The sequence below is a fragment of the Chitinophaga terrae (ex Kim and Jung 2007) genome, assembly GCF_900107795.1.
GTDB classification, from domain to species: domain Bacteria; phylum Bacteroidota; class Bacteroidia; order Chitinophagales; family Chitinophagaceae; genus Chitinophaga; species Chitinophaga terrae.
This window is the reverse complement of the sequence record NZ_FNRL01000026.1, coordinates 1-23,678: the sequence shown is the minus strand read 5'-3', so window position 1 is coordinate 23,678 and position 23,678 is coordinate 1. Positions and strand designations below refer to the sequence as shown.

The following is a 23,678-nucleotide window of genomic DNA, read 5'->3' as shown; positions in this document are numbered from 1 at the left end:
TATTGGTCTTTGATTGGCATTCCCGGGAATACAGGCCATAGTGCCTGTATTCCCAAGGAATTGTATAATGGGGTAGCAGAAAAATGAATGAGCTATTTCAGATTCGCAACCAGTACCACGTCCAGGTCGAAATCATCGTAGATGGCTTTATCGCCAATGCCTTCAAAGAAGCTCTTGGAGCCATATTTAATATTATACTTGGTACGGTCGATGGTCACCTTCGCCTTTGCCGTCAGTTTATTGCCTGCAACTGTAACAGTAGCGGGAAAGCTGACAGGATTGGTAATTCCTTTGATGGTAAGGTTCCCGGTGATCTCGTAGTTACCATTTCCTTTGTTGGAAATACTGGTTGTGGCCAGGGTAGCAGTTGGGAATTTCTCTACAGAAAAGAAATCATCGCTTTTCAGGTGGCCCAGCAACTTGGCATTGCCGCTTGCATCTTTAATATCAGTTACTACAATACTGCGGGTGTCCAGGGTGAAATTGCCGTTTTTCAGGACGTTGTTATCCAATTCCAGTTTGCCGTCAGTGATATTGATAGTGCCTTCGTGCTGACCGGTAACCTTTTTGCCGGTCCAGTTAACTTTACTGTCGGTTGTGCTAACCTGGAATACGGCAGCTTTGCGGGCAGTAACAGATCTGGCAGGTTTATTTCCTTCGTTGTTATTGGCAGGAGTGGTAAAGGATAGTAAAAAGACAGAACTGCCGATAAATAACAATGATACTAATCGTTGCATAAAGTATGTGTGTTTAAATTTTCGTTTACTAAGGTAAGGCCGGCCTCAGGATCAGTGTTTACGGGATCGGGAAAAAAATGGGACTATTTTTCCGCGATCAGTTCATCCAGGTCCTTGTTCCATTTAGCTACATAGTCTTTGTAATATTGACCCGTCACTTCGCCGGTATAGCCGGTATGTATCTGCCTTACTTCCCCTTTGCGGTCTATAATGATGGTAGTAGGGAAGGCCATCATACGGTTGAGCGCTGGTAATTTCTCTGACGCCACTTTCTTATCAGCAATGCCACCAAAAAGAATATCATATTGTATATTATATTTTTCCTTGAGTTTTCCTAATGTATACTTCGCATATTCCAGGTCATCTTTCTGCTCAAACCCAATGGCAATAGCTTCTACGCCACGATCTTTGTTCTTGTTGAACCAGGGTGAGAGAAAGGAAGTCTGGTCGGTACAGTTAGGACACCAGGTACCTATAATTTCTACAATCACTACTTTGCCCTTGTATTTTTCATCACTGAGCGATACAGGTTTGCCATTCAGGTCAGGCAATGTGAAATCAAGTTTCTTGTAGCCTTCTTTCAGGAATGTCAGCTTGTAAGGATCAGGAAGTTCTGCCGCCGCATTCTTGGCTCCATCAAATTTGATATTGTTGTAAATACCTAAACTCAATTCGCCCGTTAATGATTTATCATCATTGATCTTTCCTTTGATGTAAATGGGGCTTGGACCGGTAAACCCTGACAATTCAAACTCATCTCCGTGTACTACGCCTTCCAGTTCGCGGCTGTCGCCAACTACCGACATGATCACGCCTGTAAGTTTGTTGCCTTCCTGTTTTAACAGACCTATACGGTTGGGAGTAGGTTCTTTGCTGTAGATGGTAAGATCCCATTTGCCGCTGATGTTATAGGCTGCGGGCGCCGTGGTCTTTGACTCTTCAAAGCGGTATGCCTGGCCATATTCAGCAACGAAGGGCAGGGCGTTTCCTCGGAAGTTAGGCACCAGGCTCCTGTATTCTCCCGTAATCCTGCCATCGGATTCGATCTTTGCTACCAGTGCGGCATCATAGGTGTTCATTTTGATGAAAATAGAATCGGGGGCGGTTTGTACTACATGGAAGTCGTCGCGGCGACTGCCATTCAACAGGGTAAATACGGCATGTTCGGCATCTTTTCCTTTCAGTTCGAAGTTGAATGGAACGTTGGATTCGTTCAGGCTGAATACGCCTCTCCATGTTCCTTCTTTGATAAATGGTTTCTTGGGAGCAGCCTGGCTGTTGGAAAAGAGTCCTGCCACCATCAGACCGGTCAATAGAAAATGCTTATGTGTTTTCATGATTGTATATGATTGGTTTAACAATGCAGATCATTGCCTTTCCGGGGTGGGGCGGGAGCAGGCGATAAAGATTTTGGTGGGTATACTGATAGGTTGGTGGGGATTATCAGTGGTGGTGAAACAAAGATAAAATGCATGTTTATTATTTCCAAATAAAAGTCTATAAATTTTGTAGACTATTTGAAAATCATTTACCAGCCGGTAAAAAAGACCTATTTTTGCGGGCTAAATAAGATGATTTGAATTCTGTATTCCTGATAACGCCGCCATTTACACAACTCAATACACCGTACCCGGCTACTGCATACCTGAAAGGGTTCCTGAACACCAAACAGGTTCCTTCCCGGCAGGCAGACCTGGGTATAGAAGTAACCCTGCGCTTGTTTTGCAGGAAAGGATTACAGGAGTTATTCGGTTATATCGCAGCCAACCCGGTTGAAGAGATATCAGAGAACAGTAAAAGGATACTGGTACTTCAAAAAGAATATATTCAAACCATCGACGGGGTGATCAGCTTCCTGCAGGGAAAGAATCCGACCCTGGCGCACCTGATCAGCAAACGTGATTATTTGCCTGAAGCATCCCGCTTCGCACAGCTGGATGATCTGAACTGGGCTTTCGGATCAATGGGGATACAGGACAGGGCCAAACACCTGGCCACTATGTACCTGGAAGATCTTTCCGACCTGATCATGGAGTGCGTGGATGCTCATTTCGGGTTTAGCAGGTATGCGGAGAAATTAAGCCGCTCTGCCAATAGTTTTGATGAATTGTATGAAGCGCTGAAAGCGCCCTACACATATATAGATACCCTGCTCATAGAGTTGCTGGCAAAATACCTAGAAGAAATAAAGCCTTCGATGGTGGCGCTGTCAGTGCCTTTCCCCGGCAACCTGTACGCAGCCCTGCGTTGCGGCCAGTATATACGCCAGCACTGGCCGGCTGTAAAAGTGGTCATGGGAGGAGGATTTCCCAATACCGAACTACGGTCGCTGAGCGATGCCAGGGTATTTGAGTTTATAGATTTTATCACCCTCGATGATGGCGAGGCGCCTATTGAAAACCTGCTGCAGCATATTAAGGGAGAAAGACCGGTAGAAGCCTTGAAACGCACTTTCCTGCTGCAGGATGGCAAGGTAACTTATATCAACGATTCAAAAACCTGCGATTATAAGCAGTCGCAGGTAGGAACGCCTGACTACAGCGATCTGTTGTTGGACCAATACATATCTGCCATCGAAGTAGTTAACCCTATGCACAGCCTGTGGAGCGATGGGCGGTGGAACAAGCTGACCATGGCGCATGGCTGCTACTGGGGTAAATGCACGTTCTGCGATATCTCCCTGGATTATATCAGGGTGTATGAGCCGTTGACAGCTTCCCTGCTTTGCGACAGGATGGAGGAGATCATCGCTCAAACGGGGCAAACGGGCTTCCACTTTGTGGATGAAGCGGCGCCCCCGGCCTTAATGCGGGCTTTAGCGCTGGAGATCATCCGACGAAAGCTCACCGTCAGCTGGTGGACGAATATCCGTTTTGAAAAGAGTTTTACCAGGGACCTGTGCCTGCTGCTGAAGGCTTCGGGATGCATTGCGGTTTCAGGCGGGCTTGAAGTAGCGTCGGACCGGTTGCTGGGATTGATCCAGAAAGGGATTACGGTAGCCCAGGTAGCCAGGGTGAACAGGCATTTCAGTGAAGCGGGCATTATGGTGCATGCTTACCTGATGTATGGTTTCCCTACGCAAACGGCCCAGGAAACCATAGACGCGCTGGAAATGGTGAGGCAGATGTTTGCAGCCGGTATTTTACAAAGCGCCTTCTGGCACCAGTTCACCATGACGGCCCATAGCCCCGTGGGACTCGAACCTGCCAAATTCAAAGTAGAAAAAGAAACTGCTGTTGTCGGAGCCTTCGCAAATAATGATATCATGCATATCGATCCTACAGGGGCTGATCACGAAGCATTCAGCTTTGGCTTGAAAAAATCCCTGTTTAACTTTATGCATGGGGCCTGCCTGGATCATCCTTTGTCTAAATGGTTCGATTTTAAAGTGCCAAAGACCTCTGTGCCGCCCGACTTCATTACCAATGCGCTGCTGGAGCCGGAACCCGGAACCATCAAACCTACAACAAAGGTGATCTACCTGGGGCATCAGCCAACAATGGAGATCATTACCAAATCGAAAAAAGGAAATACCTGGGAAGTGGCCTCATTTACTTTCCAGGGGAAAAAGGAAAAAATGAGCATTAGTGTGGCCCCCGAACAGGGAAGATGGCTGGCCGGCCTGCTGCCTTCCCTGGCGATAGATAACCCTAAAGTATATACGTTACAGGAAATTAAAGCCAGTTATGAAGCGGCAGGGCTGGAGGATTTTGAACTTTTCTGGGATAACAAACCGGTTAACACCTTATACAGGCAGGGACTTTTGCATCTGTAAACTATTGAAGAAGAATACCGGGGAAAATCCCGGTATTGTTATAGTAAAAAAGTAAAATATTTGTTTACACTAAACTGATAACAAATATGAGCGATCAAATGTCTTATGCCGGTTATGCATGTAACGGGCAGGGTTACCTGGAGCCAAGTTCAGAGCAACTCAACTACAACATGCCATTTACCAGCACCACAGAAACCTATGGAATGCCTGTAACAGTGGGCGCTTTTTTCGGAATGCTGAATAATTTTTATAATTACATCCAGAGCCATCCCGAAGTGGGACAAGCGTTCCAGGATACGTATGCTATCGATTTCAGTAAAGCATCGCTGATGCGTATCCTAAGCCAGCCGAACTGTGAATACGTTCGTTTTCATTTTGCGATCCCGGAGCCCAACCAGAAGATCAGCCTGGCCGCCCAGGGATTGGATGCTGGGTTTGTGCAGTTAGGGCAGGCGCATTTGCTGCAGAAAGCTATTGATAACCGGATGTTGGAGGGAGACCCCGACGATCCGAATACCGAGGAAAGAGGTAATGGAAGAGGAGGTAAAGGACTGGAGTCTTTGGGTCAGATATTCGAGGCATTGAAAGCGCATAATTCTCCGCTGGCAACAGCCGACATGAGCCACTTAAAATAAATTAACCAATATTTTGTGCCGATGAACGGATGGGTTTACGCCTACTATGTATTACTGGTTGCCTGCTTTGTAATGAGCTTATTTCACCTTCAATACAGGGAAGTGAGAATGCTTAGCTTATTGCTGGCAGTATCTATAGTTACAGAGGTGATCGTAGAGTTTATCGGGACAAAAGGGCAAGCGTTTTTTATAGTATATCACTTTTTCGTGGTGCTGGAATATAGTCTGATTACGATTATCCTGAGATCTGGAATAAGAGACTACCGCTTCAGGTTATTAATGGGTGTTTCCATTTTTATTTTCGGGATAGTTTCTTTGTTCTACAGCTTTGTTTTGGGCGGATGGAGGGCCTTTCCGGGTATCAACATCACCATTGAAAGCTTTTTGGTTATTAGCTGGTGCCTTTTATCCTTTTTTTCAATAACCCCCGATGAATCGTCTATATTCCGGCATCCATATTTTTGGTTAACCCTTGCTTTTTTTGTGTATTTCGCAGCCTCAGTGAGCGTAAATGCATTTTACAACCTGCTATTGGAAAATGATACGGCCAGGGCCAGGCACTTTTTCTCTGTCCTCAACTCATTATCCAATTACCTGTTGTATATTATACTCATAAAAGGGGTAATATGCTTCCGGTCAACCAGGATCTCTTTGTAGCTGTAACATTTATTACATTGTTGGTCATCGTCATGGGACTGGTGGTGATTGCAGCTGTAATAAGTTATAAAAAGAAGCAGGATGCACATTTACATCAGCTTAAATTAATGAAAGAAGAGTACGACAAACAGCTAATGTGGTCCCAGATCGAAATGCAGGAAGAGGCCTTTGCTCATTTGGGCCAGGAACTGCACGACGACATCGGGCAGCTACTCAGTAGCACCAAGTTGCTGATCAATGTAACCCAGCGTAATATGGCCATTGTGCCGGATACGTTACTTACTGCGGAAGCCACGCTCAGCACCGCTATCCAGCACCTGCGGGCGCTGTCGAAATCGTTCAGCCGTCAGTGGCTCGATCAATTCAGCCTGGTAGATAATCTCAAAGCAGAAATCGACAGGATAAATGCCAGCAAGGCAATCACCGTTAAATTCTCTTACGATGTAATGGTTTTACCGTTGCAGGCCGAGCCCCAGATCATCCTGTTCCGTATCATCCAGGAAGCCATTCAGAACAGCATCAAACATGCCCAACCCCAGATCATCGACATCAGCATGCGGCAAAGCAACCAGCAATTGATCGTTATCATAGCAGATGATGGCGCCGGCTTCGATAAATCAGTTATGGCAAAAGGACTTGGCATCCGGAATATGCAACACCGGACAAAGCTGCTGAAAGGCAACATCAACTGGGAAGTAACTACCGCAGGCGGAACAGCCGTTGTGATCAATTTACCTTTAGTACAATCTTTATGAACATTACCATTGGCATTGCAGACGACCATCAACTATTCCTTAAATCCCTAAGTTTGCTGATCAACAGTTTTGAAGGTTTTCAAATCATCGTTGAGGCAGTGAACGGGGAAGAACTTCTGGCTAAGCTCACCGAACTGCCTATTCCCCCGGATATTATCCTGATAGATGTAAATATGCCGGTATTAGACGGCGCCGCCACCACCCAACGTATCCTGTCCCTTTATCCCAATACCAAGGTCATAGCGCTTTCAATGAAAGACAATGACGCTTCTATCATAGAAATGCTGAAAGCGGGATGCTGCGCTTACCTGTTAAAAGACATCCATCCGGCTGAACTGGAAAAGGCGCTGAGAGAAGTTAACGATACCGGTGCATACTATAACGATGCCGCTAACGTCAACTATCGCAGGCTCCTGATACAGACCGAACAAAACCAGATCCTCACCGAACGGGAAAGGGAATTCCTTAGCCTCGCCTGCAGCGATCTGACCTACAAGGCCATCGCTGCAAAAATGAACGTAACGGAAAGAACGGTGGACGGGTACCGTGAAACACTTTTTCATAAGCTGAACGTGCAAAGCAGAACAGGAATGGTATTGGAGGCATTGCGCCGCCAACTGATCTCCCTTTAAGCAGTTAACCGGTAAACTACCCCTCTTCGCCGTCATTTTTCAGGCTTTTACCTTTTTGTTTTACATTGCTGCCCCGGCCTGATGTATTTTTCGGGTCCAAGCCTAAAACAACAGCTTAATGAGTAATCAAGTAACCCGCCAGGCGCCGATCCTGGAAGTGGATCACCTGAATGTAAAGTATGGAACCTTCACGGCAGTCAGGGGAATTTCGTTTGAAGTGGCAGGAGGGGAGATATTCGGTTTGCTGGGACCTAACGGCGCCGGTAAAACCAGCACCCTGAGCGCCATTGAAGGCCTCCTGAAACCTACAGCAGGAGCCATTTCCGTATGCGGTTTCGATATAGCCGCCAAACCCCTGCATGCCCGCGCCAATATGGGCGTGCAGTTGCAGGCAACCAGTTTTCAGCAGGAGCTCACCATCACCGAGATCGTTCGCCTGTATGCCCGGATCTATGGAGTGGCCATCACGGAAGATGAGATCCGTGAAAAACTCGCATCCATCAACCTGGCAGATGCAGCCAGGAAGAAGATCGCCCAGTTGTCTGGCGGCCAGCAGCAAAGGGTTTCTTTATTGATCTCCACTATCCATAATCCCAGGCTGATCCTCCTGGACGAACCAACTACGGGCCTCGACCCGCAATCGAGGCGGTATCTCTGGCAACGGATCGAGCAGTTCAGGGACCTGGGGCATGCTGTTGTTATCACTACTCATAGCATGGAAGAAGCGGAAGCGGTTTGCGATCGTATCGCTATCATCGACCACGGAAGTATTATTGCTATTGATTCTCCTGCCGCCCTGATAGAACGTAACCTTAACAATCCCGCGGTGCTGGAAGTGGTTCGTAAGGGAAAGGTTACCCTCGAAGATGTGTTCATCGGTCTTACCGGTTCTGCTATCCGTTCATAAAATCAACTGCCTGAAATGGAAACAAATATTCCTAAAAACTCCGCTATATTATCTGCCCTGCTGCAAGCCGATTTTACTACTTTATGGCGTAATCGCCGTTCTTTCAGGATGGTGTTGCTGGTTCCTTTGCTGATCCTTGTTTCCTGGAAAGGACTGGTTCCTAAACTGGGCGGGGTGTTCGTACTTTCTTCCTGCATCACTATCGGGTTAACAAGTATCGGGTTGATGGGGTACTCCAACTCCGTAGCCCGGGACCGCGACAGGGGCATATTCCAGCGCCTGAGGGTTGGCCCGGTTGCCGGCTGGACGATCATGACCAGCCGCCTGGTTGTACAGATAGCGATGATCGTATTGATGACGGTACTGATATTTGTTGTAGGCTATTTCTTTGATCATATCGAGATCTCCGCCTCCGGCTATCTCGTTGGGCTATTGATGGCGGTGATCGGGAGCGGCGTATACCTGGGACTTGGCCAGGCTATTGTCGGGTTGATCCGTAACCCAGAGTCTGTGAACTCCACTACCCGCCTGGTATACTTTGCGTTTATCATGATAGGCATGTTCGGCGAATTTGGCGTTTTAGGCAAAGAGGTTGAATTGCTTGCTACCTGGTCGCCTTACGGAACTGTTAGGAAAGTATTGGCAGCAGGGTTGGCGCCGGCTACCTGGAATATGGAAACTACCTATGCCTTTTTCGCTTCTGTAGCGTATTCCCTGGTTTTTATCATAGTAGGCGTGAAATACTTTAAATGGGATAATAAGTGATCAGCCGGTAACCCGGATGATCACTTCGTCGATCCGGTGGTGATCCATCTTTTTTACTTCAAAAGAAAGCTGGTTTAGTGTCACTTTCTCCCCGGCCTGTGGAATGTGTTTTAGTCTGTCGATCAATAGTCCCGCCACTGTCACATCTTCCAGCTCATATTCGCGCAGCCATTCGAAGGCAAAGTTTTCTCTCAGGTAACTTAAACGGGTATACCCGTACGTGAGCCAGGTACCGTCGCCCTGTTTTACCAGGAACCTTTCATTGGCATTAAAGCCCGGCAAAGTTCCCAGCAGGCCGGATACGATATCATGATAAGTGATAATGCCTTCACACTGGCCGTATTCATTGATCACCGCCGCCATGTTGCTGCCTTCTTTCCTTAATGTCTGGAATATATTATACACCCCCTGGTTGGTTGACAGGTAAGAGATAGGGGACAGCATTTCCCTGATGGTCTTGTCGGGATAGAGGAAGAATTCTTTAACTCCCAGGCAGCCGATCACCTCCCTGTTTTCATTCACTACGGGGAAGGTCCGGTGTATGCTATGTTTTATCACTTCAATAATTTCTTCCCGGCTCATTTGTTCTGTAACAAACGTAATAATGCTGCCTGGCGTCATAATGTTTTCTGCTGTCAGGTCGTAGCTGGCAAAGAGGTTTTTATGCAGGGTGAATTCTCCTTTATCGATCAATCCCTGTTTATACGCGGTAGTGAGCATGCTGCGTAGGTCGTTTTCCGTTAGTTTCTCTTCCTGTATGGCATTAATAGAGAACAATCCCAGTATGAACTTTGTGCTGGCGGTTAACAGCTTGATGAAAGGGTAGGTGATCTTGGAGAAGATGATCATAGTAGGAGTGATCAGGTAAGACACCTTGTTCGGATTTACCAGCGCCATTGTTTTAGGGATCAGTTCCCCAAATACGATGGTCAGGTAGGTGATGGTGCCAACGCCTATAACCAGCGCGATCAGGTGAGCTATGTATTCGTGTAGCCCCCAGCGTACGAATACGGGTTCCAGCCAGGCAGCCATCAGGTCGCCCCCGTATAGTCCTTCCAGTATGCCCACCAGGGTAATGCCTACCTGCACGGCGCTGAGGAATTCGTCGGGATCTTTGACGAGGTTAAGTACTTCAGCCGCTTTGCTGTCGCCGCCATCAGCCTTTAGCTGCAAAGCGTTTTTATCTACGGAGATCAGGCCTATTTCTGCGATGGAGAAGTAGAAATTCAGGGCGATCAGAACGAGTATAATAATAACAGAGATCATAATTCAATTAAAACAACGGGTGATTGGTATTGTTTTATGAGGGGTTACAGCAAAAATATTTCCAGTATTAAATTTGGAAAAAAGGAAAGGCTGCTTATCTTTGCGGTCCTGAATGCCCAGATGGCGAAATTGGTAGACGCACTGTGTTCAGGTCGCAGCGCCTGCAAGGGTGTGCTGGTTCGAATCCAGTTCTGGGCACGTCAAAAGGTTGTAAGTCATTGATTTACAACCTTTTTTATTTTCAGTCAATTCCGTTTTCCCCGCATTTCCTCCGCTTTCTCCCACTATCGTTGACACAAAATTGACACACAAAATGACACACCAAATTCGTGTGCGGGTGGGAGAACAAGACCGGCACGTTTGTGCTTTTTATGACACCCAAATAAGACACTTTTTCCGCGTTTGTGACACACCAAAAATTTCTGACAGACCGGCAGTTGTGTACGAAAATAAATCTTACGCAGCCTTTCTCCCTATCACTTCCGATTGCGCTACCAGCGCTGATTTGAAAGCCGGCACGGCATCATCATTGTGCCGGAATTGCATCACCTTTAAAATGTGTGCAATATGAATTTCTTAGAGAGGAAGACAAAGAAAGGCGATAAGATCGTTTTCTATTATGATTTTGGCAGAGGCAAGGGTCAACGACCTTCAACGGGCATTTTCGTTTATACCAAACCAAAAGATCAGACCGAAAAAAACCATAACAAACAAGCCCTTTCGCTCATTGAATTAAAGAAAAGCCAGTTAATCATCGAAAGCCAGGCCGTAGGTACCGGCTTTATCCCGCCGCATAAATTCAAGGCAAATTTTCTCGATTACTACGAGGAATATGTAAAGGCACATAAGCGCAAAGGCAACCGGCATTTGCAGTGTAGCCTGACACAGTTTAAAAAATTTATGGGCAAAGATTATGTAGCACCTATAGAAGTAAACGAGAATCTTTGTAAGTCGTTTCGCCGCTACCTGTTGGATAAATATACTGGTGAAACGCCATCGGATTATTATACGCGGTTTAAGTGGGTACTGGCTGCGGCTACTGCTGACGGTTATTATCGGCAAAATCCTACAGAAAAAGTGAGCGCAAAATCTAATCCCAGCAGTAAATTAAAGGACTTCCTGGAAGTTGAAGAATATCTGGAATTGCTTAATACACCATTTCATAACAGGGAGATACAGGAAGCCTTTATTTTCTGCTGTTACACCGGTTTGCGCTGGGTGGATGTAAGCCAGCTTTGCTGGCAGCAAATTAAAGGTGCTGTTCTTACTACCCGGATCATACAAGCAAAAACAGGGTTGCCGGTAACTTTAACACTCCATCCTATTGCCAGGATGATTTTGGAGAAACGCAAGCGAATTTTGGAAGCCACTTTTGCGGAAGGCACGGATATAAATGCGCAGTTGGTATTTAGTTTACCGAGTGCTGATGGCGCTAACAAATTACTCCTTCAATGGGTAAGCGCTACCGCTATCAACAAACATATCACCTGGTCATGTGCAAGATTAAGTTTCTCCATACTCTTGCAGGACAGGTTAGTAGATGATGTGACCATTGCCTACCTACTTGGGCATGCCACAACCGTGCAGGTACAGAAAACCTACAAACGGCATCGGCCAAAAGATCAGCAGGGCACTATTGCACAACTACCTACGCCGGAGTTACTCCCATATTTTTTAAATATATAACAGGACGCCCGGTTAACAACCGGGCGTTACTCTTATCAAAGTCATTTGTCTTAACGGCGATTGTCAAGCCACTTCTTCCACCGTATCCATTTCCATAACGATTTGTTTCAACATCCCTTTTATAAGCCCGCTTCGATGATTGATAAATTCCAAAAAACTATCAAAATTGTAAGAACTTAGGTCTGGAATCGTGTGTCGAATCTTAAAGTTCTCGTCGCGGCTGGCGATCCATTTATCAAAGTCCGCGGCTTTTTTCTCGATATTTTCCTTATCTGTTAGCAGTTGTAGATTGGCGAGTGTGTTATAGTGCCGTTGATACTCTTTGATAGTGGCTTCATCATACCCACGTTGTTTAAGTTTAGCAGTAGTAAACTCAGACTTCGGGTATATGTGATCTTCATGATACTTGTTATCCTTCCAATCGCGGTTTGGATATAGTAACGATAATAGTAGATAGCTGTACTTTGTACTGTAACTAACACTAAGTAATTGCTCAATCTCTATTTCGTTAAATGAAGCATCGATATTCAATCGTTTATTTATTTCATCAAAAGGAAACTTTGTTAATCCCTGCTGACCTTTTATAACGTCTTGCACTAATTTTAAAGTCCTATCTGATGATCCACCAAAAGCATTTTTCAACAAAGCCACAGTAAGCCACCGCTGAATTGATAGTTGATTTAGTACATCTGCACTAGCCGTGGATTCAACAAAGTTTCGCTTGTTAAGAAGCTGAATATATAGCGCAATGGGTAGTAAAGCACCTTTAGAAACAAGATTCTTATCGTTGAAGCCAAATTTTGAAACAAGTTTTATGGCTTTTTCAATAGAACTTTTTGTTACCTCCCAATTGTTTTCAATTTTTTCCAGATTTGTACGAGTAAAATTCTCTACCTTATATTGAATCGGAAGATTGTCCGTCAAATAAAGACAACCTTTCAGTACAAAGTCCTTTTCAAAAGAATAGCCGTTCCCGATCTTATTAATATCATCAGTAAATTCATGTATTTCTTCCCTTGCGTTTAGTGTGTTCCATTTCGCCGTAGCGGTCGATAACAGAATGTCGCTATATCCTAATTTCACTCCGCCTGTGTTGGCGCGAATGAATGCTTCTACAACTTTATTATAACTCTGCGACTTTTCTTCATAGTAGTTCAATAGACGTAGGGTATGAATGCGGGAATGTAAGCGACCAATATGCGTGTTTGCAGTATCCCTTTGCTCCTCGGTGAAATTAGCCAGGTCGCCCTTAATACTTTTCTTGGCATCTTCAGCATCGACATGATTAAGAATATCACCTACTAAATACCAGTATTGAGGTTTTGGATTTCTTGGATCGGGTAATTTGTCTGTGCGAAATTTAAAATCATACGTAAGTTCTTCGGGATTTTCAGGTTCAACTTCGGGCGTAAGAAGATTGAAATACAACCTGGTCTTATGCCATTTGTAATAAAAGAACCTGTATGATCCTTTCAAACCAATAAAAAGTGAAGTTAAGCGCTGTTGACCATCCAACACCAAAATGATGTCTTGGTTAACACCAGCGAGGTTCGCCTCTTTATTATGAGGTTTTTCTCCATCGAAATCTCTAATAAACTCATAGGCTGTCCATTGGTTTTTATTTTCTTCTCTTATTTTCCAAAACAGGAAGGTGCTGATTGGATAGTCGCCCATTATGGAATCAAACAATTTTTCAATAGCTGGTGTGTTCCAAACGTATTCTCTTTGTATAGCCGGCAGGAATGTGTTGTTGTTAAGGTATTCAGTTACAACTTCGCTGATGGTTTTGGGAATGTAGCTCATGAGTTTATGGGATAAGTAATTGGTTTAGAATAATGCTAATTTAACTAAATCTATCATTTCTACTCCATAAATGGCAAAACTGTTCCCGAATTTCTTGATATATTATTCCGCTCACCTTGCGCCCGGCTTTCTTTGCCGGACGTTTTTAGGGAAAATCGGTGTTGACGGTATAATATTATAAGAGATCACCGAACCGTCCGTAATCGTCTTTGATAAAGCCATTGCGCACTTGTTCCAGATAGGTCGTCCGGCTGCGGTAAAGGTGATAGAGCTCCGTAAGTTTGAAGTGCAGATCGAGTAAGTCGTGGAAGATCCTGCACCCCCATGCGGTTACACGCAATCGGTAGTCGTGATGGGGGTATTAGGACCCGCAACTTGATAATATTGAATGATTTTAACTGATCAAGATAACAATATACAAATTGCAAGAATGACTCTTATATTAATTGCACCTTTATTCTGCTATACCTTTGAAAATGTAACAAAGAAGCGCAATACAATAGATTACATTTAAAGTGTATCGGGCACATCATGTTTCTGTATAAATACGACAAAACAAGATAGGTAAACCTTTTTATAAAATGCGCAAAAGGTCCAATAGTCGCGATCTACCTGCCCAAAGTTATTACTTCAAAAAGCAAATATTATTTAACCAAAATAAATGAAACTTATACTGCGAGCACAATGCAGTGTTTATTTTAACAGAATTATATTGTAAATTACTTTTGTAGTTCATAAAATATACCTGACCCAGCACAAAAACTTGTTATTGTTTTGTAACCTATTTTGTAATTGGTCAATCTTAAAACATCCATTATGAAAAATAACCAATTATCTCCAAGCTCCAGGAGGGTAATTAACATCGTTAGCCAGATACAATTTCAATAGAATTAGGCTTAAAGACCTTGTTTCTGATTGATAAAAAAAAATAAAAACCATGATTGCTCCTTTAACAGGATAAGAGTATCCTGTAAGAGGATGCTAAAAGCACCAAAATTAAAGCAATTATGAAATTTGAATTATCCCCAAAGATGAGTACTATGGCGTCAGTTCAAAACTATTTGCCTCAAAAATACAAAAAATATGAGCTTCCAGGCGCCATACCTGAATATACTGAAGGACCGTTTGGTTCAATTCTATGGCAGCAGTTGAAAACTGAATACTATACGATTTGCCAACAACAGTTTTTTATTGATCGGGAAATAAGATTATACCCATATGCGCCCAAACCTACAGTTTCTTTAAATTGTATGCTAAGAGGCAATCTCACCTGTATTCTTCAGGGGGTAGGGCGAGTTCCATTAATTGAGAACAAATATGCTCTTTACTATCTTCCAGCGATAAAGCATGTCGCATTTTTCAAAAAAGGATATTATGAAACCATCAATTTTGAGTTGGAAGAAGCATATGTTCACTACTTTGTAAAGGACTATCCGAATTTAGAGCCGCTTTATGAAGCGCTAAGACAGGAATCTGATACCGGAATACAACTTGATTTTAGCAATATTAATATCCATATTGTTGAGTCTATCACAAAAATCAGGGATGCCAATCCACAACTTCCTGGACATAGAATTTACGTACAGAATCGAATCAGTGATATAGTGCTACAATACCTACAGGGGGTCCAGTTCAAAAATAGTAATCAAAAAAGTACACAAGAAAGGCGTTATGCACTAATACAAGAAATTTCAAATTATATCAAAGGCAATATTCTTTCTCTTCCCCCTATATCAACAATTGCAGACCTAAATAAAATTCATATTACCACGCTTCAGAGGGAGTTTAAAAAACATACTGGAACTACAATACATGACTTCATCAACGAACAAAAAATGGAGTTGGCAGTAAAGCTTCTCGTTGAAACAAAAAAATCGATTGGCAACATAGCAGACACACTTGGTTATTCCGATTCTCCTGCATTCTCAAAATCATTTAAGGCAAGGTATAAACTCGCCCCAGGCGAGTATAGGAATAAATGGGAATCCAATGCTACAAAGAGTTAGAAGGTAATAATGTGAAAATTTATGCAAAATAACAAGACATATATCTGCAAATGGACAACATTAAATTAGAAATAAGTTTGGAAATTAGAAGTACAAAGAAAATAACCAAAACCGGGATCAGTTAGCCACATCGATTATCTGAAGTAGTTATTTAAGATTGGAAGGACACGACGACAACGCCAACAGCACTAGCAGAATTTTGCTTTTTTATAATTGACAACAAGCCTACCTGATTGCATTACTAATGCAGCAGGAAAGGCTTTGTAAAATCCTAAGATCTATGCGTAAGAAATGGGTAACAACCTTTGTTTCATTATGTATTATTGCATTGTTAATATCAACAGGACGTGATAAGCTCATGAATTTCCCCATAACTAGATTACAAATGAGTGAATCACCATGGTCATTGGTTTCAAACAACGCATATTTTTTTGCCTGGGCAGTTCCCCTAACAGAGATGATAATATGTTTGATGCTTCTCTGGCTGCCGATCAGAAAATGGGGTTTTATTACGTCATTTATCCTTTTTTCAGCTTTCACAATTTATATAGGCGTACTCATGGTATTTGTGCCACATCTTCCATGCAGTTGTGGAGCTATAATGGCAGAATTAAGTTGGTGGCAGCATTTGGGGATAAATATTGTTTTTCTGATTCTATCTTTTTGGGGAGTAAGTAATGAGTTCTATTACAGTAAAAGAGAACAGATTAGTAAGGACAAATTTATAGCTCATTCATAAATAGACAAACCTATTAATCAATTATTCCACGGTTTAAAGGTGGACAGAACTATCGACTCATATATTACAATACAATGTAATTAAACGAATTACAGATTAATGTACACGGTTTTTCTTTTCTTTAACATTTAAAATATATAAACATGAAACAATTACGTTTAGCCGCAATCGCAGCTGTAGTTGCAGTATCCGGTTTCGCCGTTAGTAATGCAAACGCATCCAAAGCCCGCGTGGCTCAAACCTGGTATCGTATTGCAGATGCGCCTACTAACGACCAATTTAGCTATCAGCTTGCTGGTTCTGAATCATGCCTCGGTGGTAGCAGAATCTGCAAAATATTGGCAGAAAAGGACCCTTCAGTAACCACTCAGGATGTTCCTTTACTGTCTGCAGGCGACCCAGCTAGTAACCCAACTGCTTATAGCGCTTCTTTCAGGCCAACTAACTAAAATTGTGAAATGGCCGCATTCATAATTGAAGCGGCCATTCTTCTTAAAGAAAGGAGAGTAGCAGATAAAATGAAATAATCAAAAGTTTCACATTTAAAATATCAATACATGAAACTCTTAAGATTAATAATCGCTGTTGCTTTACTCATAGCCTTTGGCATTGCATCCAAAACAGCAATCGCAAATAAATACCGTGTACCAATGTGGTGGTATCGTCTACCAGGTCTTCCAACCGATAATCCAGAGAGCTACGTTATTTCCGTAATGCCAGATTGCATAGGTGGGGGAAAAGTATGTAAAATCCTAGCTGAGAAAGACCCTTCAATAACATATATAGATGTCCCACTACTTGATGCCGGTGATCCCGCAGATCGTCCAGAAGCCTACAATGTAGCATACCGGCCAAATAATTAATATATTCTGCTCATCTTGGATTCTGGCTTATTCCAGTCAAACTAATCACTACTGTAGGGATTGGAAGTGCATATCTCGGATCATTGGGCTTTAGTTCATATGTATTGGTTCCAATGATACGTTTAATAGTTATAGGCTGTAATGAATTATCAATGTTAAGGCGCTTAATATCTTGCCAGCGAATATCGCGCATTAAAAGTTCCTTTCGTCTTTCATTAATTATAGTTTGTAAGGCTACGACTTTATCCAAACCTGATTTATTAATATATGTGCCGGATTTATAGCGTTTAACCAACAGCTGGTTTAATGTTTGTAATCCAGACTCTATGTTACCAAGTCTTACCTGGCATTCAGCTTTGATTAAATAGATTTCATCCGTTGCCAGACCCAGAAAGAAATCGAAAGAACCATCGTAACTTCCTCTGAAAGCTTTTGTTCCATTTTCATTAGTAGCATAAAAAAGTGATTTTCTTAAATCATTATCTTCATACATTCTAAAAAGAACTGTATCAATCTTGGCAGTAAAGTTATACAGTGTGCGCCAACCACCTGAACAGGAAAACAGTATCTCTGAATTAAACCGCGGAATGGGATATGTGGACGAAGAATCAATTGTATTAAAATCCATCAAATTATCGTTTAATTTCAAGCTCTCTTCAGCTGCTTTTAGTGAATTTACATAATCAGCTTTGTTAAGATACACTCTGGCAATTAATGCCCAGGCAGCAGCCTTTGAGGGTCTCATTACGTGTTCTTTCACGACGGGAAATATGGAAATAGATGTGGTCAAATCCGTTAATATCTGATCATAACATTGCTCTATTGATGACCTCTTTGAAGGAATATTAAAATCAGACAGTAGCCTTAGAGGTATTCCTGGATCGTTCGAAGCACTATTTGAACTGTAAGCTTTAGCCCAAGTCATTAACACAGTGAAATGGGCTCTTGCCCTCAAAAAAAGTGCAGCGGCTTTTATTTTATTTCTAGTAACCATATCTTCCCCAGGCTGAACTTTATCTACAAATTCTAAGACAACATTTGCTGTATATACCTGTTTGTAAAGAATTTGCCATTGATTATTGGGTGAATTATAAAATAGTTCATCGCCCCAGATATAACTATTTCGATCACCATCGTTCTCTAAACTATTCCAATCTTCCATTGTAAGATAATAATCATCAGTGCCTGCATCACTGACATTTGCTTGACCAATGTTCATAGTATTATTTTCATCAAGAAGAGCTTGTAAATCTTTAAGTGTAGAAGGAACTGTTAGATTTTTTCTCGGCTTTTCATCAAGATATTTTTTACATCCTGTAGTTAAGCATAAAAGAAGGAGAAAAGTTAAATAGTTATATTTCAAATAAAGTGATATGCGCATACAATAAAATTTAAAAATTAGTTTGAATACCCACAGAAAAGGCCTTTCCTGGAGGAATTTGACCAGCTATAAAATCTGGATCAATTCCATCCTTATTCTTTCTCCATAATATCCCCAGGTTTGAAACAGAAGTATATATTCGGAACTGGTTTATCCCTAAAGATTTTAGGAAGGTCTGATTGAAATCATAGCTGAGATTCACATATGACAATCTAATGTGGTCACCTTTACGAACTAGGGAAGCTGAACTGTTGTAGAAAGTTTCCCTGGCCGAAACTGCAGGGTAGATCATAGCTGGTATATCAGTATGCTTTTCATCTCCAGGCTGTTGCCATCTGTTAGCATAATCAGAGGATTGAATTATTCCTGCAAACAATGAAGAATAGTTTATTGAAGGCTTTATAAAGCTATACCCAAACTTATATCCAATATTGGCAGATATTGTCCATCCTCTCCATCGCACCGTATTTATGAATGATCCAAAATATTGAGGAACAGCTGAACCTCCATATTCCAAATCCTTTACTTTTGTACCGGTACCCAATATACTTGTATAGTTAGTGGATGTCTTGTCCTCAATATAACCTTGAGGATTCCCTATATCATCCAAACCAGCATATTTGTAAGTAAATATAGAATATACTGGATAACCGACCAGGGGCTTAATGGAGGTTCCACTATTTATATAACTGGAACCTATGTCTGCACTTAAATAATAGTTAGTTACCTTTGATTTATTATAGCTAAAAATCACAGTATTACTCCATTTTACAGCTCGGTTAATAATATTGCTTGTGATATTAAGCTCAACACCGTGCCCTTTCATATTTGCAACGTTTTTCACGATAGTCTCTCCAACTCCCGCTGTCTGATCGATTGGGGTAGCGCCATATAAATCTGAGCCCTTTTTAAAATAAGCCTCAATACTGCCGGTAGCAATATTATTTTTCAAATTGAAGTCAATACCAAAGTTGATTATTCGATTTTTTTCCCATCGTAAGTCTGGATTGGCAAACTGGCTAACATAGGCCATAAGGTAGCCTGTATAACTGCTCGGTAAAGGCAAATACTGAATTGCAGTTACTGCTGAACGAGATAAGTCAACATTTCCTGAATATCCATAGGTGGCTCTTAATTTTAGTGATAATAATGCGCTCCAACTGAAAAAATTCTCGTTTGTAACAATCCATGCACCACCAACCGACCAAAGTGGCTGCCACTTATCATTTGTATTTACTCCAAATAAATTTGAGGCGTCCCTTCGTCCACTAGCAGTCAAAATGTATTTTTCAAGATATGTAACCCCCGCATTTAAATATGTCGAAACATACCTATTTGATGTTTCTCCCAGGGAACTTAAAAACGGGATATATTCATTTGTTCCATTTACAAATGTTGGATATGGATTTACATAATCAACTTTAGAAATAGTAAGCACATCTGGATCGTATCCATAATTTCGGAACGAATTATTTTTCGATAAAATGCTTCTTACTTCAAAACCTCCAATGGCGTTAACAACAAAGTCTTTTGCATTCAGATTATAGTTTAACTGTATTCTGGCATTATGTGTTTGCATGGAACCATTGGACTCATCACCAATTGCTCCAAATGGTAGGTTATACTTTACATTACCACTTTGAGCGTCTACTATTGTAAATTTGTTAATAAGATTCCTGGTCGTTATACTGTAGATATCGTTAAGCACGGAGATTTGATCATCTTGCCTTTCATATTGGTAATTGCCTTGGATACTAAAGCCTTTAAATAAATCGTACTGTAATCCTATTCTGGCAATTAAGTTTTGACCATTCTGCTTAGTGACTGAATGCCTATAGTCCGAATTTGGATAATAATTCCAATCCAGTAGTTTTCCTGCTCCAGCTGTATCTAAGTATGGCTTCCGATACAGAGGGATACCGGCATCTCTACCGTCACTATTATTTAACCTAAAATATGGATATATTGAATTTTTTGATTGAAAGGTGGGCGCTCCCGATCGTAAGTTCCTTTGAATATAGGAGATTCCAGAATTCATTTTGAATTTGGTATTAAAACGGTAGTTTGCATCTGAATTTATTGTAATCCGATTATTAATAGCTCCGAATTCATCATCCATTCCTATATAACCAGCGGATAAAAAGTAATTACCTTTGGTATCACCTCCTTTAAGATTAACTGTATGTTGTTGAATAAACCCAGTTTTATAAATTAAATCCTGATAACTTTTTCTGGCTGATTGATTACGGTATGAGTCAATTAATTCATCTGCATTATTAATTAACCCATCCCGCTGCTTTATAAGAAGCTCCACAACAGGAGTTAAAAAGGGACGAGCGTACTTATTATTCTCTTGAGAGTTGTAATACCCCTTTGAGAAAAGAAATTTTTCTACATCAATGTATTCAGAAGGAGTCATCTGATCCAGATAGAATAAATCAGGTTTTTGTATGAATGTCACATTGCTATTCAAACTAACATTCAAGGGTTGATTAAAAGAGGCTTTTTTAGTTGTTACTACTATAACTCCATTTCCAGCCCTAGTTCCCCATATACTGGAAGCGGCAGCATCCTTAAGAATGGTAATATCCTGGATATCATCTGGATTTATTCTATCAAAATCGCCTTCAAAAGGAAACCCGTTGAGTATTATTAACGGAGCATTTGAGCCATTAATAGAACTAATACCACGTATTACCATTTGCGGCCTTGCATTACCTTTATCAAATGCAATAGTAGTCAATCCTTCAAGTCTGCTTTTTACAGTAGAAGTAACTCTTTGATTTATCGTTTTGTTATTCACATTTTCAAATGATCCAGATACTCTTTCCTTTGGAAGATTTTGATAACCAGTAGAGACTGTAACGGCTTCAAGTGTTCTTTCAAAAGAATGAAGCCATACAGTAATATTACCATCATGATCTGCATTTTTTAAATCGATTACTGACGGCTCAAAGCCAATATATGTTACCTGCAGAGATTGGCTTTTATTATTTAATTTTATTGAAAATTTACCATCGGCATCTGTTTGAGTACCAACATTTGTTCCGATTATTTTTACACTGGCACCAGAAAGAGCAACTTTCTTATCCTTACTAAGGACAGTACCAGTAATCACAATTCCACTTTCCGACACACTTTGACCATTGACATTATTAGAATGGACAAATAGTATTAGAAGATGTATATAAATTAATAACCTATAATTTTTCATGATCCCTTTTTTTTAATTTCCAATTTTTATTGAGCATCTCTGAATACAAAAACTTTCAACGGAACCTTAGCAGCTACTAATGTTAGCCCTTTCTGTTCTAGAATTTTTTTCAACGGCTCAATATTTGTTTCTGAATTGTTCTCTGGAAAGAGAGAAACAGGTATTTCTATAAATATTTTTCCATTGTATCCTGTCTGATCTATAAATATGGGAGCATTAATATTTACAAAATCCGAAGAATTTAATCTTTTTATTAATTTATCCATAGGGGCATTTTCGATCAATATTGCTTTCGGTTTTCCAAGAGTAATTTCTTTTTTCAAAATAGTTCTATTGAATAATCGTTGATCCGAAATTTTAACAACCCAACATTTTTTGATTTTTTCAACTATAGTTGTCGTGAGATCAAAGTTTCGATCCAGATCTCCTTTCATTAAGCGTTGAATTTTTTTACGATCCAGGCTGGCAGGTGTTGTTAGTTCGTAGCAAAAAGTATTTGACTCGTCCCAATCTTTGTTGATTTTTACTAATTCAGCTGGAGCGACAAAACGAGTAGTATCCTTCACTTCAATTTCAACACGACCCGCCCAGAGGTCTTTTTCTATGAAGGAGCTATATAATGATAGAATCGTATTGTTTACGAAATATATTGTCTTTGAAATACTATCGGCCTTGCTTCCTGTAAGTGACACTACACCTGGATAATGAGAAGTAAAGGTTGAACGATATAAAAATTGAGGTCTATTTTTAGGGTTTGCGAGATTATAAGAAAGTGTTTGAGTGTGATCGAAGTCAAAGAAATCATTTTTGACAGGAATTGCAAGCTGGTTATTAACTATCAAATTTTCAATGTTATCAGCAGTCACAAATTTAGCATCCGATATGCCTCGAACTACTCCTTTTGTATCAATCCAGACCTCATGAGGAATAGATAGATGTGGAAATAGTTTAGATAATACTGAATCATTACAGAGGATTGGTATAGAATTGTTCTTAATATTGCCATATTTTTCAGAGTATTTAATTATTGTTTCTTCGGATTCCTTTGTAACTACCAAAATCTGCAATTTATCACCAAACTTTTGCTTCAAATCATTCATGTGTGGCAAGTATGCAACACACGATGGGCACCAGGTAGCAAAAAAGTCAATTATTACTACTTTCCCTTTCAGATCACTAAATAAAACTTCTTTTCCTGGTTCATTCATGAAATTTTTCAGTGTAATGTTGGGGATTTTTTCTCCAATTTTTACCGGTATTTGGTAATTTTCGGCGAGTATTCGTTGTGATTGAAGTAGCATAAGACAAATAATCAGGCACGGCAATGCCATGTTACGAGCGGAATTTTTCATAAACGTAAATTGAATTCGGAAGGTTGGATTTACGATTTCTGTTTTTAACCGTGACTTTGGTTGTGGCAAATGACAGGCATCATGGGTAAACCCATGCAAGTCTAATTTACCTATCGTATTTGTGAATTACCTGTGGACGAGTGACGTTTTTTTGAGAGCTACACAGCTCAAAATTCCACAGTACAATGTTATTATGAAAAATTTCATTTGGTGTAGTACATTCAAAAACAGCATTAGGAATGTCTTAATCCAAAGTACTTTCGTTCGAATTTAAAGATTTGAAATCGAACAAACAGCGTAATAACAATTGCATAACAAAGTCAAAACAGAGGAAAAGGTCCCTGGATACTAGGGAGGCAAGGAGCTGAAGGTTTTAGAAATTGGTTCCATGATGCTTTTTTTACGATTGACAAATAGTACATGGACATTCCTAATGCTATAAAAACATACGGATGTCATAAATAAATAGTTTTCAAAAAATGAGTTACTTATCATTTTTCATGAC

19 protein-coding genes and 1 tRNA gene are annotated in these 23,678 nt (G+C 41.1%); 13 read left to right on the top strand and 7 right to left on the bottom strand.

Annotated elements, in window-relative coordinates:
• Nucleotides 1-92: 92 nt before the first annotated feature.
• The gene (locus BLV62_RS22190) at nucleotides 93-737 is read right to left on the bottom strand and encodes a YceI family protein (protein ID WP_089764415.1); all 645 of its coding nucleotides are present in this window, start codon (nucleotides 735-737) and stop codon (nucleotides 93-95) included.
• 83 nt (nucleotides 738-820) lie between these two features.
• Nucleotides 821-2,074 (bottom strand): peroxiredoxin family protein, encoded by a 1,254-nt coding sequence (locus BLV62_RS22185; protein WP_089764413.1) that lies wholly within the window; start codon nucleotides 2,072-2,074, stop codon nucleotides 821-823.
• 239 nt (nucleotides 2,075-2,313) lie between these two features.
• Here BLV62_RS22185 and BLV62_RS22180 point away from each other — a divergent pair, with 239 nt between their 5' ends.
• The 7 genes from BLV62_RS22180 (at nucleotide 2,314) to BLV62_RS22150 (ending at nucleotide 8,863) form a co-directional block, all read left to right on the top strand.
• Nucleotides 2,314-4,512 carry a B12-binding domain-containing radical SAM protein gene (locus BLV62_RS22180; RefSeq protein WP_089764412.1) on the top strand — a complete coding sequence of 733 codons (2,199 nt, stop codon included), beginning with the start codon at nucleotides 2,314-2,316 and terminating at the stop codon, nucleotides 4,510-4,512.
• Nucleotides 4,513-4,598: 86 nt separating this feature from the next.
• Entirely contained in the window at nucleotides 4,599-5,147 is a 549-nt protein-coding gene (locus BLV62_RS22175; protein ID WP_089764410.1) for a hypothetical protein, read from the top strand.
• Nucleotides 5,148-5,168: 21 nt separating this feature from the next.
• Complete coding sequence (locus BLV62_RS22170; RefSeq protein WP_089764408.1) at nucleotides 5,169-5,804, top strand: hypothetical protein; 636 nt, start codon at nucleotides 5,169-5,171, stop codon at nucleotides 5,802-5,804.
• On the top strand, nucleotides 5,774-6,559 hold the full coding sequence (locus BLV62_RS22165) for a sensor histidine kinase (protein WP_089764406.1): 786 nt from the start codon (nucleotides 5,774-5,776) through the stop codon (nucleotides 6,557-6,559). Before BLV62_RS22170 ends, BLV62_RS22165 begins: the two co-directional genes overlap by 31 nt.
• Nucleotides 6,556-7,191: a response regulator transcription factor gene (locus BLV62_RS22160; RefSeq protein ID WP_089764404.1), complete on the top strand. Its 636-nt coding sequence runs from the start codon at nucleotides 6,556-6,558 to the stop codon at nucleotides 7,189-7,191. Before BLV62_RS22165 ends, BLV62_RS22160 begins: the two co-directional genes overlap by 4 nt.
• A gap of 118 nt (nucleotides 7,192-7,309) precedes the next feature.
• Nucleotides 7,310-8,098 (top strand): ABC transporter ATP-binding protein, encoded by a 789-nt coding sequence (locus BLV62_RS22155; protein ID WP_089764402.1) that lies wholly within the window; start codon nucleotides 7,310-7,312, stop codon nucleotides 8,096-8,098.
• A gap of 15 nt (nucleotides 8,099-8,113) precedes the next feature.
• Nucleotides 8,114-8,863, top strand: a complete 750-nt coding sequence (locus BLV62_RS22150) for an ABC transporter permease (protein WP_089764401.1) — start codon at nucleotides 8,114-8,116, stop codon at nucleotides 8,861-8,863.
• On the opposite strand, the gene BLV62_RS22145 is transcribed toward BLV62_RS22150, so the two are convergent.
• A complete protein-coding gene (locus BLV62_RS22145; protein WP_089764399.1) occupies nucleotides 8,864-10,129 on the bottom strand; it encodes a hemolysin family protein in 1,266 nt (421 codons plus the stop codon).
• A 114-nt stretch (nucleotides 10,130-10,243) separates the two neighbouring features.
• Here BLV62_RS22145 and BLV62_RS22140 point away from each other — a divergent pair.
• A tRNA-Leu gene (locus BLV62_RS22140) sits at nucleotides 10,244-10,327 on the top strand.
• A gap of 369 nt (nucleotides 10,328-10,696) precedes the next feature.
• Nucleotides 10,697-11,815, top strand: coding sequence for a site-specific integrase (locus BLV62_RS22135; protein WP_089764397.1), 1,119 nt, complete (start codon nucleotides 10,697-10,699; stop codon nucleotides 11,813-11,815).
• Between the two features lie 63 nt (nucleotides 11,816-11,878).
• On the opposite strand, the gene BLV62_RS22130 is transcribed toward BLV62_RS22135, so the two are convergent.
• Complete coding sequence (locus BLV62_RS22130) at nucleotides 11,879-13,618, bottom strand: DUF262 domain-containing protein (RefSeq protein WP_089764395.1); 1,740 nt, start codon at nucleotides 13,616-13,618, stop codon at nucleotides 11,879-11,881.
• A 1,007-nt stretch (nucleotides 13,619-14,625) separates the two neighbouring features.
• Here BLV62_RS22130 and BLV62_RS22125 point away from each other — a divergent pair.
• The 4 genes from BLV62_RS22125 (at nucleotide 14,626) to BLV62_RS22110 (ending at nucleotide 17,226) form a co-directional block, all read left to right on the top strand.
• Nucleotides 14,626-15,624, top strand: coding sequence for a helix-turn-helix domain-containing protein (locus BLV62_RS22125; RefSeq protein WP_089764394.1), 999 nt, complete (start codon nucleotides 14,626-14,628; stop codon nucleotides 15,622-15,624).
• 280 nt (nucleotides 15,625-15,904) lie between these two features.
• Nucleotides 15,905-16,363, top strand: coding sequence for a MauE/DoxX family redox-associated membrane protein (locus tag BLV62_RS22120; RefSeq protein WP_139170347.1), 459 nt, complete (start codon nucleotides 15,905-15,907; stop codon nucleotides 16,361-16,363).
• Between the two features lie 143 nt (nucleotides 16,364-16,506).
• Nucleotides 16,507-16,812, top strand: coding sequence for a hypothetical protein (locus BLV62_RS22115; RefSeq protein ID WP_089764391.1), 306 nt, complete (start codon nucleotides 16,507-16,509; stop codon nucleotides 16,810-16,812).
• Nucleotides 16,813-16,920: 108 nt separating this feature from the next.
• Nucleotides 16,921-17,226 (top strand): hypothetical protein, encoded by a 306-nt coding sequence (locus BLV62_RS22110; protein WP_089764389.1) that lies wholly within the window; start codon nucleotides 16,921-16,923, stop codon nucleotides 17,224-17,226.
• A 10-nt stretch (nucleotides 17,227-17,236) separates the two neighbouring features.
• On the opposite strand, the gene BLV62_RS22105 is transcribed toward BLV62_RS22110, so the two are convergent.
• Genes BLV62_RS22105 through BLV62_RS22095 form a run of 3 tightly spaced genes read right to left on the bottom strand, consistent with a single transcriptional unit; the run spans nucleotide 17,237 to nucleotide 23,173 of the window.
• On the bottom strand, nucleotides 17,237-18,607 hold the full coding sequence (locus BLV62_RS22105; RefSeq protein WP_089764387.1) for a RagB/SusD family nutrient uptake outer membrane protein: 1,371 nt from the start codon (nucleotides 18,605-18,607) through the stop codon (nucleotides 17,237-17,239).
• A gap of 10 nt (nucleotides 18,608-18,617) precedes the next feature.
• Complete coding sequence (locus BLV62_RS22100; RefSeq protein ID WP_089764385.1) at nucleotides 18,618-21,821, bottom strand: SusC/RagA family TonB-linked outer membrane protein; 3,204 nt, start codon at nucleotides 21,819-21,821, stop codon at nucleotides 18,618-18,620.
• A gap of 26 nt (nucleotides 21,822-21,847) precedes the next feature.
• Entirely contained in the window at nucleotides 21,848-23,173 is a 1,326-nt protein-coding gene (locus BLV62_RS22095) for a TlpA family protein disulfide reductase (protein WP_089764383.1), read from the bottom strand.
• Nucleotides 23,174-23,678 lie beyond the last annotated feature (505 nt).